Source organism: Massilia sp. 9096 (assembly GCF_000745265.1).
Lineage (GTDB): Bacteria > Pseudomonadota > Gammaproteobacteria > Burkholderiales > Burkholderiaceae_D > Telluria.
Map to the genome: position 1 here is coordinate 1,607,879 of NZ_JQNN01000001.1, position 15,449 is coordinate 1,623,327.

Genomic DNA, 15,449 nt, shown 5'->3' on the forward strand with positions numbered 1-15,449 from the left:
TCCCACTGAAACACATCCATATGGACATGGCGCACGACCAGCAACGCCTGCACCGCGGCCTCAAGAGCCGCCACATCCAGCTGATCGCCCTGGGCGGCGCGATCGGCACCGGCCTGTTCCTCGGCGTGGCCGAGACCGTGCACATCGCCGGGCCCTCGGTCATCCTCGGCTATGCGATCGCGGGCTTGATCGCCTTCCTGATCATGCGCCAGCTGAGCGAGATGATGGTCGACGAACCGGTGGCCGGCTCGTTCGGCCATTTCGCCGATAAATATTGCGGCCGCTTCGCCGGCTTCGTCGCCGGCTGGAACTACTGGGTGCTGTACGTGCTGGTCAGCATGGCCGAGCTGTCTGCGGTCGGCATCTACGTCCAGTACTGGTGGCCGGCGATCCCGACCTGGGTCTCGGCGCTGGGCTGCTTCCTGCTCGCCAACGGCATCAGCCTGATCAACGTGCGCGCGTTCGGCGAGTCCGAGTTCTGGTTCGCGGTGATCAAGGTGGCGGCGATCGTGGCGATGATCGTGTTCGGCGTGTTCCTGCTGGCCACCGGCGGCGCCGGTCCGCAGGCGGGCGTGGCCAACCTGTGGTCGCACGGCGGCTTCTTCGCGCACGGCATCAAGGGCCTGGTGATGTCGATGGCGGTGATCATGTTCTCGTTCGGCGGCCTGGAAGTGATCGGCATCACCGCGGCCGAGGCGGCCGACCCGGCCAAATCGATCCCGCGCGCGACCAACCAGGCGCTGTGGCGCATCCTGGTATTCTACGTCGGCTCGCTGGCAGTGCTGCTGTCGCTGTACCCGTGGGACCAGATCGTGCCCGGCGCCAGCCCGTTCGTGCTGATTTTCAAGGCGCTGGACGCCAACGTGGTCGCGCACGTGCTGAACCTGGTCGTTCTTACCGCCGCGGTGTCGGTCTACAACAGCTGCGTGTACTCGAACAGCCGCATGCTGTACGGCCTGGCCGTGCAGGGCCATGCGCCGCGCGCGCTGCTGAAGGTGAACGAGCGCGGCGTGCCCTTGACCTCGCTGGGCGTGTCGGCGGTCGCCACCGCGCTGTGCGTCGGCGTCAATTACGCGCTGCCGGGCAAGGCATTGGGCCTCTTGATGGGCCTGGCCGTGGCCGGCATGCTGATCAACTGGGCGATGATCAGCTGGAGCCACCTGCGCTTTCGCGCCGCCAAGCGCAGCGCCGGCGAAACGACTGCGTTTCCGAGCCCGTTCCATCCGCTCACCAACTGGCTGTGCCTGGCGTATTTGGCCGGCATCGTTGCGATCATGTATGCCAATCCGGACCTGCGCGTGTCGGTGTGGATGATTCCGGCGTGGCTGGCGCTGCTGGCGGTCGGCTATCGGGTGTTGGGCAAGCCGGATCTGTGAGCGGCCTGGACGTGGCGCCGTCAGCGCACGCCTTCGATCTCGAACGCCTCGCCGGTCTCGAAGAAATGGCCGCCGGCGACGTAGTGGATGCTGCGCTGGCCGCCCTGTTCCGGCTTCCAGTGGCCATCCTCGAACGCGCCCGGATCGGCCCAGGCGGCGACCACCTCGCCCAGGAACAGGTCATACGCTTGCTGGATCTGCGGCTCGGGGATCAGGCGGCACTCGAGCCAGGCGACGCAGCCTTCGATCAGCGGCGCCTTGACGACGCTGCCGGGCACGTGCCCCACACCGAAGGCCGCGAACTTGTCGACCTCGCGCCCGGACGCCCCGCCGACGTCCAGCGTCATGCGCGCCAGCGCGCGCGTGGGCACATTCAGCACGAACTCGCCGGACGCTTCCACCAGCTCGCGCGTGAACGTGCTCTTGTCGATCACGACGGCGACTTTCGGCGGCGCGAAGTCGAGCGGCATCGACCAGGCCGCGGACATCACGTTGATGCGCCCGCCGGCGGCGCTGCTGACCATCACGGTCGGGCCATGATTGAGCAGGCGATAGGATTTGGCCAGGTCGACAGGGACGCGTTGGGACATCGTGTTTCCTTTCTTGCAAAAGCGGGTGCGGGTGCGGGTGCGGACAGAAGATGCCGATTATCCATGCTGCGCGGCGATCGCGTCGGACGGGTGCTACACTTGGGCGCATCGATCACATGGACAGACACCCGCATACAGCATGGAACGCCAAGCATTCGTCGATCAACTGAAGGCCGACGGCTACGCCGACCCGGTCCTGATCGAGCGCGAGCCCAACGGCCGCCTCGACGACCATTCGCATCCCTTCGAAGCCAGGGCCCTGATCCTGGAAGGCGAGATCCGCATCCACGCCGGCGGCGAGATCAAGATCTACCGCCCCGGCGACGTGTTCCACCTGCGCCGCGACGAGCCGCACCGCGAGACCTACGGTCCGGACGGCGTGCTCTACCTGTCCGGACGGCGCTGAAGCGGCGCGCGCGCCGGTCTTATACAATGTACACGTGAGCCGGGCGGCATCGGCCGCCGGGGCACCGCAACAACGCAAACCATTGGAGAAACGACATGTCGGGTTACAGCATCAACCTCGAACAAAAAACGCTCGCCGGTAACAATTTCCGTGAAGTGCTCTACACGACGCCGCGCAGCCAACTGGTCATCATGACCCTGCAGCCGGGCGAAGAGATCGGCACCGAGCACCACACCGGCCACGACCAGTTCATCCGCGTGGAAGCCGGCCAGGGTGTGGCCATCCTCGACGGCGAGAAGCATGCACTGGAAGACGGCGTCGCGGTCATCATCCCGGCCGGCACCGAGCACAACGTGATCAACACCTCGGACAGCGAGCCGATGCGCCTGTACACGCTGTACACGCCGCCGGAGCACCCGGAAGGTACCGTGCACGCCACCAAGGCCGAGGCCGACGAGTACGAGAAGCACCACCACGAGGAGTGATCCTCTGCCGGGGCGCGCCATCGACCCTGGCCGCGTCCGCGACGGCTTGCCTGGACCGCTTGCCTCAACCGCGGCAGGCCAGGCCGAAGCGCGTCATCACGCAGTCGCGCCGCAGGCATTGCCGTTCGTCATAGCCGAGGGCGCGGCATTGCATCAGCGTTTCTTCCCTGCGGCGCCTCGAGCCGGCTTCGGCGCCGGTGCCGGCGCGGCTCGCAGGTGCGGCCGGGCTGGACGTCGCCGCCGGGCGTCGCCTGACGGCGCGCTCGACCGGGCCGATCGCTTCCGATGCGGCCGCGCTCGCTGACGGCGCCACGTCCGCCTCGGCTGGCGCGGGGGTCGTCGAGTCGACCTCTGCCGCACCGGCAGCGACGCGAGCCGCTCCGGACGACGGCGTAGCCTGGCGCGTCGGCGCTGCGTCCGGCACGCTGGCGGCAGCCGGCCTGGCGTTGTCCACCGGCGCAACTGCGTCCACTTCCCCAGCCGCCCCCGCCTGCGAGCGCGCGCCCGCTTGCTCACCCGCACCTGGCTGCGCATGCCCGGCTGCCTGCGCAGCTGCACCTGTCTGCGCACCTGCACCGGCCTGCGCCCCTGCACCTGCCTGCGCACCGCCACCTGCGTTCGCGCGCGCGAGCGGCGCATTACGTGCCGGCGCGCTGGTGCCGGCCACTACCGTCAGCGCCCCATCCACACGGCGATCCTGAACCACCCACCAGGCGGCGCCAGCGAGCAGCGCCAGCAATGCCACTGCCGCAGCGCCGCCCAGGGCGCGGCGTATCCAGCGCCGACGCCGCTCGCCGCGGGCGTCGCGTTCCTCGTCGGCGCGCAGGCGCTCACTGAGCCAGGCCGGCAGCTCGTCCGGGGCGACTGCCGCTTCGGACGCGGCCGGGGCGCCGGGCCGCGCCGCATCGGCTTGCGCAGCAGCACTGAAAAGCGCCGCATCGGCACGGGCGGCAGGCGGCTGCGCCGGCGCCGTCGCGGCGGGAATCGGGCTCTGCTGTGGCGTCGACGGCACCGTTCGGTCGGCCTGCATCGGCGCTGCGTCGCGCGGCGGCTGGCCTGGCGCTGCCGGCGCGTCGGGCGTGGGCTCACCGCGCGGCTCGGAAGGCGCCGCGCCGGCGGCGGCGGGCCGCTGCGCTTGCGCCGGCGACGACGGCTGTGGCTGTGGCTGAGGCTGCGCTCGAGCTTGCACCCGGGGCGGGGGCACAGGCTGTAGTTGCGCTTGCTTAGTCGGCGCAGGCGCGGGCTGTGCTTGCGCCCGCTGCTGTGCTTGCGCGGGCGGCTGGACCCCGCCCGCGCTCCCCGCCGCCGCGCGCTGGTGCGAGCGGGCGGCATCGAACTGCGCCGTATCGGTGGCGCGCTGCAGCAGCAAGTCCGCGACTGCGCGCCGGCGCGGCGCGTCCGTCTGTGCCGACCGGGCGATAGCCGCCGGCCGTGCAGCAGCAGCCGCGGCCGCGGCCAGGTCCGGCGCCGAGCCGCTTTCCGCGAAATCCTGGAGCAATTGGGTTTTCATCCTGCTGCGCAGTCTACCGGATCGCACGGCGCGCCGCAGCGCGTTCCGTGCGTAAGCGCAACGCTCAGCCGTAAGCGATGCCCGGCCGGCGCCCGATCGCCGCGGCATTGGCGCGCGTGTGGCAACCGAACCATTCTGCCGTCACAATAGCGGCAAAGACAACATTCTCAAGAGATCGGAGCCCCCATGCGCATCGCCACCTTCAACATCAACGGCATCGGCGCCCGCCTGCCCGCCCTGCTCGAATGGCTAGCCGAAACCAGGCCCGACGTCGCCTGCCTGCAGGAGCTCAAGGCGCCCCAGGAAAAATTTCCTGAGATGGAGATCCGCGCCGCCGGCTACACACCCCTCTGGCACGGGCAGAAAAGCTGGAACGGCGTGGCGATCCTCACGCGCACCGACAGCGTCGGCGAGCCGCAGGAGCTGCAGCGCGGCCTGCCCGGCGACCCCGAGGACGAGCAGAGCCGCTATCTCGAAGCCGCCGTCAACGGCGTGCTGGTCGCCTGCCTGTATCTCCCCAACGGCAACCCGGCGCCGGGTCCCAAGTTCGACTACAAGCTGAAATGGTTCGCGCGCCTGCACGCGCGCGCACAGGAACTGATCGATTCGGGCGCGCCGGTGGTGATGTGCGGCGACTACAACGTGATCCCGACCGATCTCGACGTCTACAAGCCCGAGCGCTGGGTCGACGACGCCCTGTTCCGCCCCGAGTCGCGCGCGGCCTTCCACAAACTGATCGAACAGGGCTGGCTCGATGCCTTGCGCGCCACGCACCCGGACGAGGTGATCTACACGTTCTGGGATTACTTCCGCAACGCCTACGGCCGCAATGCCGGCATCCGCATCGACCACCTCCTGCTCAGCCCGGCGCTGGCGCCGCATTTGCAGTCGTCCGGCGTCGACCGCGAGGTGCGCGGGCGCGAAAAGCCGAGCGACCACGCACCGACCTGGATCGAACTGGACTGGCCGGCCCAGTGAGGGCCTCGCGCCGCCCCGGCGCCGCCGCTCAGCGCTTGCGGCGGCGCACGACGGCCGCGGCGCCCAGCCCCAGCCCCAGCAGCGCGACGCTGGCCGGCTCGGGCACGGCGCCGACCTGCGCGCTGATAACCCGGTCGATGTCCGATACGCCGGCGTAATAGGTCTGCAATTGCGGAGAAAGATTGATGACCAGCGAATCGGCGGGGTAATCCCAGCTCACGCCAAGATAGTAGCGGTAGCCGGTGTCGAACGAACCGTCCAGCAGCCAGTCGTTACGCACGCCGGCGATGTTGGTCGTGTTCCCGCCCGGGACTTGCACAGTCGCTTTCCAGACCCAGCCGAGGTGGTCATTGCCGTAGGCGTCACCGGAAAGCATGCCGTTCACGCCCAGCAACTCGGCGTAGCCATCGGCGAAGGTCAGGTCGCCGTCGAAGGTCGCGCCGGACTGCATGGTCTCGTGCAGGTGCGCGATCACGCTCGCGGACGCGCTCGTGCAGGCGAGCGCCGCGGCGCTCAGGGTCAACAGGGGCAGGATGCGGGACAGTTTCATGGGACGCCTCATCGAAAAGTGATGCGTTCCATAAAGCAATTAGCATGCCTAAAGGAAAGTATTGATTGGAATCAATATCTTGAGGCGAAGCGCACGACGCTCGCCTGCGCCACTGTAAGGAATCTCGACGGGCCGCAGCGCATCAACGCGGCACCAGCAGCACGCCGCCCAAGCGCATGGCCGCTTCGGTGACGACGTCGATGGCGGGGGTGTAGTCGTCCTCGATCCAGCGCAAAGCGATGTGCATGACGCCGCCGACCAGTCCAGCCAGCAGCAGCGGATCGGTCTTCGCGCCCTCGGCCCCGAGGATCTGGCCGACCTGGTCGCCGATCGAGCGCAGCGACGCGTCGAAGGCCTTGTCGACCGCGCGGCTGACCCCGCGGATCTCGACCAGGAACACGCGCGCGGAACGCGGATCGCGCTGCAGCGCCGCGAAATAAGTCGTCAGCATGGCGCGGCCGCGCGCGTCGTGGTTGGCGCCGGCGGCTTCCGCCGCGGCCACCATCTCGCCGTGCACGGCGGACGTCACCGCGTTGTAGGAGGCGAGCAGCAACTCCTCGCTGTTGGCGAAGGATTCGTAGAAATAGCGTTCGGTCAGGCCGGCGGCTTCGCACACGGCCTTGACGGTGGCCTGACGGTAGCCGCGTTCGCCATACACGGCGATCGCTGCGGCGATCAATTGGTTGCGCCGTTGCGCGCGCCGTTCGTCCTGCGGCACGCCGCGATAGGGACGCGGCTGGACGGGAGGGGTATCTGGAGGCATCCCTCTGTTTTCGCACAAATTGTTGCCCGAAGATTTGTGACAATGTACAGTGTCAACCACAAGAACACTACGAGACACCATGCAAGACCTTTCCCGGCCCGAGATACTGGATGTGCTGATCGTCGGCGCCGGCCTGTCCGGCATCGGCGCCGCCTGGCATCTGCAGCGGCGCTGCCCCGGCAAGACCTACGCCATCCTGGAAGCGCGCGCCGCCATCGGCGGCACCTGGGACCTGTTCCGCTATCCCGGCGTGCGTTCGGACTCCGACATGTACACGCTCGGCTACGGCTTCCAGCCCTGGACGGCCGGCAAGGCGATCGCCGACGGCCCTTCGATCCGCGACTACATCGCCGAGACCGCGCGCAGGAGCGGCATCGACCGCCACATCCGCTTCGGGCACAAGGTCACGGGCGCGCACTGGTCGAGCCAGGACGCCTGCTGGACGATCGAGGTGGACCACGCCGGTACGCTCGAGGTCATCCGCGCGCGCTTTCTCAGCATGTGCAGCGGCTACTACAGCTACGACGAAGCCCACCGCCCGCAATTCGACGGCGAAGACGCGTTCCGCGGACGCATCGTGCAACCGCAGTTCTGGCCGCAGGACCTCGACTACGCCGGCAAGCGCGTGGTGGTGGTCGGCAGCGGCGCCACCGCGGTCACGCTGGTGCCGGCGATGGCCCGGCAGGCGGCGCACGTCACGATGCTGCAGCGCTCGCCGACCTACGTGGTCAGCCGGCCGTCCGAGTATCGCTTCGCGCGCCGCCTGCGCCGCTGGTTCCCGCCGCGCGTCGCGTACGCGCTGACGCGCTGGCGCGTGATCGTCGAGAGCATGCTGCTGTACCGGGTGGCGCGCAGCAAGCCGGCGCTGGCGAAGGAAAAGATCGTCGCCATGGCGCGCCGCCAGCTGGGCCGCGACTACGACGTCGCCACCCACTTCACGCCGGACTACGACCCGTGGGACCAGCGCGTGTGCGTGGTCCCGGACGGCGACCTGTTCAAGGCCATCCGCAAGGGCCAGGCCTCGGTCGTCACCGACCACGTCGAGCGCTTCACCGAGACCGGCATCCGCCTGCGCTCGGGCCAGGAACTGGCGGCCGACGTGGTGGTGCTGGCCACCGGCCTGAAGATCAGGGTGCTGGGCGGGGTCGCGATCACGGTCGACGGCAAGCCCTTCCACGCCAACGATTCGATGTCGTACAAGGGCATGATGCTCAGCGGCTTGCCGAACTGCGTGATGACCTTCGGCTACACCAACGCCTCGTGGACGCTCAAGGCCGACCTCACCGCCGGCTACGTGTGCCGGCTGCTGCGCTACATGGACCGCAAGGGCCTGGCGATCGCCGTGCCGCGGCGCGAGACCGATGTCACGCCGGAACCGTTCCTGAGCTTCAGCTCGGGCTACGTGCAGCGCGCCAGGAACGTGTTGCCGCAGCAGGGTTCGCGCCGGCCATGGCAGGTCTACCAGAACTATTTCCAGGACATGTTCACGATCCGCTACGGCCGCATCGCCGACGGCGTCATGCACTTCGGCAGAAAAGGAGTCTTGCCTTGAATTTGAAGAATCGGGTCGCCGTGATCACCGGCGCCGGCAGCGGCATCGGCCGCGCCACCGCCTATGCGCTGGCCAAGCGCGGCTGCCACCTGGCGCTGGCCGACATCGACGACGCCTCGGCCAAGGCCAGCGCCGTGGGCGCGCGCGAGTTCGGCGTGCGCGCCAGCAGCCACCGCCTCGACGTCGCCGACCGCGCCGCGGCGGCCGCGCTGCCGCAGGCGGTGCTGCAAGCGCATGGCCGGGTCGACCTGCTGATCAACAACGCCGGCGTGGCGCTGGGCGGCACCTTCGAGCAGGTCGGCGAACAGGATTTCGACTGGCTCATGGAAATCAATTTCGGCGGCGTGGTGCGCATGACGCGCGCCTTCCTGCCGCACCTGCACGACAGCGACGACGCCCGCATCGTCAACGTCTCGAGCATCTACGGCATCATCACGCCGCCCGGCCAGGCCGCCTACTCGGCCAGCAAGTTCGCGGTGCGCGGCTTTTCCAACGTGCTGCGCCACGAGCTCGAAGGCAGCAGGGTCGCGGTCTCGGTGGTGCATCCGGGCGGGGTCGCCACGTCGATCGCCAGGAACGCGCGCGTGCCCGCCGGCGCCCCGGTCGAGGAGGTCGAGCGCGGCCGCAAGGTGATGCAAACGCTGCTGCGCATGCCGCCCGAGCAGGCCGGCGAGATCATCGTGCGCGGCATCGAGAAGCGCCGCGCGCGCATTCTGGTTGGCAGCGACGCCAAGGCCGCGGCCTTGCTCGAGCGCCTGGCCCCGGTCGGCTACTGGAACCTGCTGAAGAAGGTGATCAAGCGATGAGTCCATTTGCGATCACCCTGCTGTCGATCGCCGGCGTGGTGCTGGCCGTCGCGCTGATGCTTGCGCTGTTCACCGCCTGGACCGCGCGCAAGATCGAAGCGGCGCTGCCGCCCAAGGGCCGCTGGATCGAAGCCGGGATCTCGCGCCTGCACGTGCGCGAGGCGGGCCCCGAGGGCGCCCCGCCGATCGTCATGATCCACGGCCTGGCCGGACAATCCTCGCACTTCACCTACGGCGTGGTCCCGCGCCTGAAGGAACGGTTTCGCACGGTGGCGCTTGACCGGCCCGGCGCCGGCTACTCGCCGCGCGACCCCAAGGCGCCGGCCGACCTGCGCGTGCAGGCCGACGCCATCGCCGCGCTGATCGGCCAGCTCGGACTGGGGCGGCCGCTGGTGGTCGGCCACTCGCTGGGCGGCGCGATCGCGCTGGCGCTCGCGCTGGACCACCCGGACAAGGTCGCCGGCCTGGCCCTGCTCGCGCCGCTGACCCACACGCAGGACGCGCCCCCGGACGTGTTCAAGGGCTTGTCGATCCGGTCGCCGCTGCTGCGCCGCCTGGTCGCGTGGACGCTGATGGTGCCCTCGTCGATCAGGAACAGCAAGGCGACGCTGGCCCAGGTGTTCGGCCCGGACCCGGTGCCGAACGATTTCGCCACGCGCGGCGGCGGCCTGCTCGGCTTGCGCCCCAAGGCCTTCATCGGCGCCTCGCGCGACCTGCAGGCGCTGCCGGACTATCTGCCGCAGCAGCAGGCCCGCTACGCAAGCTTGAGCGTCCCGCTGCGCGTGCTGTACGGCCGCGGCGACCGCATTCTCGATTGGCGCAACAACGGCCAGGCCCTGGTCGACAAGCTACCCGGCGCCACCTTGACGCTGATCGAAGGCGGCCACATGCTGCCGGTGACGCATCCGCAGCAGTGCGCCGATTTCATCGAGGAAGCCGCGCGCGCCTGCGCCGGCGCGATGCAAGGCGTGCCGCGCGCGGCGGCGCGCTGAGCTACACTGCGGGCATGAACGATGTCCCCGAACTGAGCACGAACCTCGGCGCCCTGGTCCGCTTCCTGATCGGCGCCGGCGCCGTCTCGGCCTTGATCGGCGTGGCGCTAGGTGCGTTCGGGGCGCACGGCTTGAAAAAGCGCCTGACGCCGGACATGCTGGCCGTGTTCGAGATCGGCGTGCGCTACCAGCTCTACCACGCCCTCGCCCTGGTGGCGCTCGGGGCCGCCCTGCCGCATCTGGCGCCGGCGCCGATGCGCTGGGCCGGCATCCTGTTGGTGGCCGGCACCGTGGTGTTTTCCGGGTCCCTGTACGTGCTGGCGCTGTCCGGCCGGCGCTGGCTGGGCGCGGTCACGCCGTTCGGCGGGCTGGCCTTGCTGGCCGGCTGGGCCTGCGTCATCCGGGCCGCCGCCGGCGCGTGACAGCTGGTGTAGGCTTGGCCAAGAACCCCTTCGACGACAGCACCTGCAAGTGCGACCGGCGCCGCGAGTAGCGCTTCAGACGGCCGAAAGCGGCGCCGCCAGCACGTTCATCAGCGAGGCCAGGTTGTAGGGCTTGCGCAGCACCACCGCATCCGGCCAGTTGTTGACTTCCCCTTTGCCGGTCGCGAACACGATGCGGATGCCCGGCGCCAGCGTGCGCGCCTGGGCGGCCAGCAGGTCGCCGGACATGCCGGGCAGCTGGACATCGGTGATCAGGATGTCGGACGCCTTCGAGATCAGCTCGAGCGCGCTTTCGGCGTCTTGCGCTTCCTGCACCTGGTGCCCGAGGTGGCGCAGCAGCGCAGCGGTGCTGTCGCGGATCTCGTCCTCGTCCTCGACCAGCACGATGCGCAAGCCGCCCGATGCGGGCGCGTCGTGACGCGGCGCAGCCGGCCCGTTCGCACCGAGCGCGCCGCCCGAGGCCGCACTGGCCGCCAGCGCGGCGCGGTTGCGTCCGTTGGCGATCACCTGGCGGATGCGCCGCGCCAGGCTCTCGCGCGTGTACGGCTTGCCCAGCAATTCCACGCCCGGGTCGAGCCGGCCGCCGTGCACGATCGCGTTTTCGGTGTAGCCCGAGGTGAACAACACGGCCAGGTTGGGCAGGCGCTCGCGCGCCATGCGCGCCAGGTCGGGGCTCCTGAGCGTGCCCGGCATGACCACATCCGTGAACAGCACGTCGATCGGCACGCCCGATTCGACCACGGCCAGCGCGCTGGCGGCGTCGGCGGCCTTGAGCACGCGGTAGCCCAGGTCGGTCAGCATCTCGACCACGGTGATGCGCACCGCTTCGTCGTCCTCGGCCACCAGGATGGTCTCGCTGCCGCCGACCGCCGCCTGCTGCTCGACCGGCCCCAGCACCTCCTCGAGCGCCGTGGTGCGCGGCAGGTAGAGCTTGACCGTGGTGCCCTGGCCCGGCTCGCTGTAGATCTTGACGTGGCCGCCCGACTGCTTGACGAAACCGTACACCATCGACAGGCCCAGGCCGGTGCCCTTGCCTTCCTCCTTGGTCGAGAAGAACGGCTCGAAGGCCTGGCGCAGCACTTCGGGCGCCATGCCGGCGCCGGTGTCGGTCACGGCCAGCATCACGTACTGGCCCGCGGCGACGTCGGCGTGGCTGCGGCAGTACATGTCGTCCAGCACCGCGTTGTTGGCTTCGATCGTCAGGCGGCCGGCGCGGTCCTCGTTCGCGCCCATCGCGTCGCGCGCGTTGATGGCCAGGTTCAGCACCGCGTTCTCCAGCTGGGCGACGTCGATCGCGGTGTTCCACAGCCCGCCGGAAATCACCAGCTCGATCTCGATCTCTTCGCCCAGGGCGCGCCGCAGCATGTCTTCCATGTGCTGGACAACGCGGCTGATCTTGACCACCTTCGGCTCGAGCGGCTGGCGGCGGCCGAAGGCGAGCAGGTAGCTGGCCAGCTTGGCGCCCTTTTCGACCGCCGAGCGCGCGTTGGCGATCCAGCGCGGCGTCTCGGCGCCGGCGTCGTTCATCTCCATCAGCTGCAGGTTGCCGGAGATGACCTGCAGCAGGTTGTTGAAGTCGTGCGCCACGCCGCCGGTCAGCTTGCCGATGGTCTCCATCTTCTGCGACTGTTGCAGCGCCAGTTCGGTGCGGCGGATCTGCTCGGCCTGTTCGCGGTCGGCGGTGATGTCGCGCCCGATCGCGTAGATGCAGTCGGCGTCCGGCGCGGCCGACCACGACAGCAGGCACCAGCTGCCGTCCTTGCGGCGGTAGCGGTTCTCGAACTTGTAGACGTAATGGCCTTCGCCCAGCGAGGCCATGTTGGCCAGTGTGGCGGCCTGGTCGTCGGGGTGCACCAGCTGCAGGAAGTTCTTGCCGACGATGTCGTGCTCGGACCAGCCCAGCAGCGCGCCGAAGGCCGGGCTGACCGCTTCCACCGTGCCGTCGAAGCCGCCGACCAGCATGATGTCCTTGGACAGGCGCCACATGCGGTCGCGCTCGGCCGTGCGCTTGGCGACCTGGTGCTCCAGGCCGGCGTTCAAGGCTTCCAGGCGGCGCGTCGTGGTCTTCTGGTCTTCGATGTCGGTGTTGGTGCCGACCCAGCGCGCCGGCTCGCCATCGTCGCCGCGCAGCGCCAGCGCGCGCGCGATGTGCCAGCGGTAGGCGCCGTCGGCCGCGCGCAGGCGGAACTCGGCGTCGAAGGCATTGCCGGACGCGACCGCAATGGCCCAGCGCGTGGTGGTCGCGGCCAGGTCGTCCGGGTGCAGCGCCGCGGTCCAGGCGGTACCGGCCAGGCGCGCGTGATCCAGGCCGGTGTAGGCGTAGACGTGCTCGTTGAACCAGTCGAGCTTGCCGTCCGGGGCGGCGGTCCAGACCTGGTGCGGCATCGCCTGGGCGAAGGTGCGGAACTTCGCTTCGCTCTCGCGCAGGCCGGCCTCCGCATGCACGCGCCCGGTGACGTCGCTGCCCTGCATGAAGATGCCGAGCACGCCGCCGTCGGCGCCACGCAGCGGCTGGCAGACCACGTCGAGATAGTGCAGCTGGCGCATGCCGTCCGGCTGCGCCAGCCAGACCGGGCGCGCGCTGGCTGCATACGCCTTGCCGGTCAGGTAGACCTCGTCGAGGATCGCGACCAGGCCCTGCGGCACGGTCTCGGGCATCGCCTCGCGCACCGGCAGGCCGATCAGCGCGCGCCCGGCGGCCAGCCGGACCCAGGCCGGATTGGCCGTCTGGAACAGGTGGTCCGGGCCGGACAGCATCGCCATGAAGCCGGGCGCCTGTTCGAACATCGCCTGCATGCGGCCATATTCGCCATTCAGGCGCTGCTCGGCGCGCACCTTGGCGCTGGTCTCGATCACGATCGAGATCACGCCGACCACCGCGCCGTCGGCGTCGACGATCGGCGAGTAGTCGAGGTTCATCCACACCTGTTCGGGCTTGCCGCTGCGATGCAGGGTCAATTCGTGGTCGCGGTAGGACAAGGTCCCGCCGGCCAGGCCGACGTTCATCACGTTGGCGTTGAACGCGGCGATCTCGGGCCAGCCTTCGCACACGCGCGAGCCCAGCAGCGCCGGATGGCGCGCGCCGGCGAAGCGGGAATACGCGTCGTTGTAGATCATGACGCCGTGCGCGCCCCACAGCGTGACGATCGGCACCGGCGAACGCAGGATCAGCTCGACCGTCGTGCGCAGCACCGCCGGCCAGGCCGCGATCGGCCCGAGCGCCGTGGCCGACCAGTCATGGCGATCGATGATCCCGCCGAGTAACCCGCCGCCCGTACCGAACGTCCTGACCGCCGCTTGCATCGTCATCTTGTGGCCTTTCTTCCTTACTCAACACTTACCAAACACGTACAAAGTCGGCGATTGTACCCATTAACAAGTTTCTGGGGAACACGATTGCTGATCGAGAAGATAACGGCGTCACGCCTGAGCCGGCCGATACGTCCGCCACCCGCCGATTCCCGCACGCACCGGCATTTTCGTACCGCACAGGCGGGGTTTCGCCCGCGCGAGGGGTGCGCACGCTTGCCCAAATCGGTGCGCGCACGCTGCGCCGCATGCTACCGTCGCAGGCAGTGGCAGTGGGCGTGTCCGCTATCCGCGGGCCGTTTTCATGCTGCTGCGCAGCACCGAAATAGTTCCAGAAGCGCCCCGCGCGCGCTTCTCCGGGAATTATGATGTGCTCTGCCGCACACACCTTACAAAGGGGAAAGCGTTTTATGAGCCAGAGTCAACCTCTCTCGCTGCACGTCCCGGAGCCTACCGGCCGCCCGGGTTGCAAGACGGATTTTTCGTACCTCCAGATGAGCCCGGCCGGAGCGGTGCGCCGGCCGCCGGTCGACGTCAGCTACCAGGAAACCGCCGATCTCGCCTCGAGCCTGATCCGCGTCCTCGACGACGACGGCAATGCCGTCGGCGAATGGAACCCCCAGCTCGACCGCGAGACCTTGCGCTTCGGCCTGCGCACCATGATGAAGACGCGCATCTTCGACGCGCGCATGGTGCTGGCGCAGCGCCAGCGCAAGATGTCCTTCTACATGACCTCACTCGGCGAGGAAGCCATCGGCACCGCGCACGCACTGGCCTTGCAAGCCGGCGACATGTGCTTCCCGACCTACCGCCAGCAAAGCCTGCTGATGGCGCGCGAGTATCCGATGGTCGACATGGTCTGCCAGCTGCTGTCCAACGAGCGCGACCCGATGCGCGGGCGCCAGCTGCCGGTGATGTACTCGGTCAAGGACTACGGCTTCTTCTCGATCTCGGGCAACCTCGCCACCCAGATCCCGCAGGCGGTCGGCTGGGCCATGGCCTCGGCGATCAAGGGCGACACCAGGATCGCTTCCGGCTGGATCGGCGACGGCGCCACCGCCGAGTCCGACTTCCACACCGGCCTGACCTTCGCCCACGTCTACCGCGCCCCGGTGATCTTCAACGTGGTCAACAACCAGTGGGCCATCTCGACCTTCCAGGCCATCGCCGGCGGCGAGAGCGTCACCTTCGCCGCGCGCGGGGTGGGCGCCGGCATCGCGTCGCTGCGGGTCGACGGCAACGATTTCCTGGCCGTGTACGCGGCGTCGTGCTGGGCCGCCGAGCGCGCGCGCAGCAACCTCGGCCCGACGCTGATCGAGTGGGTGACCTACCGCGCCGGCCCGCACTCGACCTCGGACGATCCCTCGCGCTACCGCCCGGCCGACGAATGGACCTATTTCCCGCTGGGCGACCCGATCGGCCGCCTGCGCCGCCACCTCACCCAGCTGGGCTGGTGGTCCGACGCCGAGCACGAGGCCGTGCAGGCCGAACTCGAAGCCGAGGTGCTGGCCGCGCAGAAAGAAGCCGAACAATACGGTTCGCTGCTGGACGGCCGGGTGCCGAGCGCGGCGTCGATGTTCGAGGACGTCTACAAAGAGATGCCAGAACACCTACGCCGCCAACGCCAACAACTGGGGGTTTGAAGTGATGCGAGACATAGACAAGGCAGCCGCAGTCCAGGAGACGCCG

The 15,449-nt window shown here is 69.1% G+C and carries 14 protein-coding genes; 9 read left to right on the top strand and 5 right to left on the bottom strand.

The annotated features are described in order from the left end of the window. Positions 1-26: 26 nt before the first annotated feature. Positions 27-1,376, top strand: a complete 1,350-nt coding sequence (locus FA90_RS06990) for an amino acid permease (RefSeq protein ID WP_036174577.1) — start codon at positions 27-29, stop codon at positions 1,374-1,376. A 20-nt stretch (positions 1,377-1,396) separates the two neighbouring features. Here the strand turns inward: FA90_RS06990 and FA90_RS06995 are convergent, their stop codons facing one another. Beyond that, on the bottom strand, positions 1,397-1,966 hold the full coding sequence (locus FA90_RS06995; RefSeq protein ID WP_036167309.1) for a flavin reductase family protein: 570 nt from the start codon (positions 1,964-1,966) through the stop codon (positions 1,397-1,399). A gap of 139 nt (positions 1,967-2,105) precedes the next feature. Between FA90_RS06995 and FA90_RS07000 the strand changes: the two genes are divergently transcribed. Both FA90_RS07000 and FA90_RS07005 read left to right on the top strand, forming a co-directional pair. Next, positions 2,106-2,372, top strand: a complete 267-nt coding sequence (locus FA90_RS07000) for a cupin domain-containing protein (RefSeq protein WP_036167312.1) — start codon at positions 2,106-2,108, stop codon at positions 2,370-2,372. A 95-nt stretch (positions 2,373-2,467) separates the two neighbouring features. Next, positions 2,468-2,857 carry a cupin domain-containing protein gene (locus FA90_RS07005; RefSeq protein ID WP_036167315.1) on the top strand — a complete coding sequence of 130 codons (390 nt, stop codon included), beginning with the start codon at positions 2,468-2,470 and terminating at the stop codon, positions 2,855-2,857. Positions 2,858-2,921: 64 nt separating this feature from the next. Here the strand turns inward: FA90_RS07005 and FA90_RS07010 are convergent, their stop codons facing one another. After that, on the bottom strand, positions 2,922-4,367 hold the full coding sequence (locus tag FA90_RS07010) for a hypothetical protein (protein WP_036167318.1): 1,446 nt from the start codon (positions 4,365-4,367) through the stop codon (positions 2,922-2,924). Positions 4,368-4,553: 186 nt separating this feature from the next. Here FA90_RS07010 and xth point away from each other — a divergent pair, with 186 nt between their 5' ends. Continuing rightward, on the top strand, positions 4,554-5,345 hold the full coding sequence (xth, locus tag FA90_RS07015; RefSeq protein WP_036167321.1) for an exodeoxyribonuclease III: 792 nt from the start codon (positions 4,554-4,556) through the stop codon (positions 5,343-5,345). A gap of 28 nt (positions 5,346-5,373) precedes the next feature. Here the strand turns inward: xth and FA90_RS07020 are convergent, their stop codons facing one another. Both FA90_RS07020 and FA90_RS07025 read right to left on the bottom strand, forming a co-directional pair. Beyond that, entirely contained in the window at positions 5,374-5,895 is a 522-nt protein-coding gene (locus FA90_RS07020; protein WP_036167324.1) for a PEP-CTERM sorting domain-containing protein, read from the bottom strand. 142 nt (positions 5,896-6,037) lie between these two features. Continuing rightward, positions 6,038-6,658, bottom strand: a complete 621-nt coding sequence (locus FA90_RS07025) for a TetR/AcrR family transcriptional regulator (protein ID WP_036167327.1) — start codon at positions 6,656-6,658, stop codon at positions 6,038-6,040. Between the two features lie 79 nt (positions 6,659-6,737). On the opposite strand from FA90_RS07025, the gene FA90_RS07030 reads away from it, so the two are divergent. From FA90_RS07030 to FA90_RS07045, 4 genes are read left to right on the top strand one after another with little or no spacing between them, the layout of a single operon-like run. Next, the gene (locus FA90_RS07030; RefSeq protein ID WP_036167330.1) at positions 6,738-8,210 is read left to right on the top strand and encodes an NAD(P)/FAD-dependent oxidoreductase; all 1,473 of its coding nucleotides are present in this window, start codon (positions 6,738-6,740) and stop codon (positions 8,208-8,210) included. Then, a complete protein-coding gene (locus tag FA90_RS07035; protein WP_036167333.1) occupies positions 8,207-9,016 on the top strand; it encodes an SDR family oxidoreductase in 810 nt (269 codons plus the stop codon). The genes FA90_RS07030 and FA90_RS07035 overlap by 4 nt, the downstream gene beginning before the upstream one ends. Continuing rightward, on the top strand, positions 9,013-10,008 hold the full coding sequence (locus FA90_RS07040; RefSeq protein WP_051971529.1) for an alpha/beta fold hydrolase: 996 nt from the start codon (positions 9,013-9,015) through the stop codon (positions 10,006-10,008). Before FA90_RS07035 ends, FA90_RS07040 begins: the two co-directional genes overlap by 4 nt. 14 nt (positions 10,009-10,022) lie before the next feature. Further along, complete coding sequence (locus tag FA90_RS07045; RefSeq protein WP_081933708.1) at positions 10,023-10,430, top strand: DUF423 domain-containing protein; 408 nt, start codon at positions 10,023-10,025, stop codon at positions 10,428-10,430. A gap of 75 nt (positions 10,431-10,505) precedes the next feature. On the opposite strand, the gene FA90_RS07050 is transcribed toward FA90_RS07045, so the two are convergent. Beyond that, complete coding sequence (locus tag FA90_RS07050; protein ID WP_036167336.1) at positions 10,506-13,760, bottom strand: PAS domain S-box protein; 3,255 nt, start codon at positions 13,758-13,760, stop codon at positions 10,506-10,508. A 410-nt stretch (positions 13,761-14,170) separates the two neighbouring features. Here FA90_RS07050 and FA90_RS07055 point away from each other — a divergent pair, with 410 nt between their 5' ends. After that, a complete protein-coding gene (locus FA90_RS07055; RefSeq protein ID WP_036167339.1) occupies positions 14,171-15,403 on the top strand; it encodes a 3-methyl-2-oxobutanoate dehydrogenase (2-methylpropanoyl-transferring) subunit alpha in 1,233 nt (410 codons plus the stop codon). The last annotated feature ends 46 nt before the right edge of the window (positions 15,404-15,449 follow it).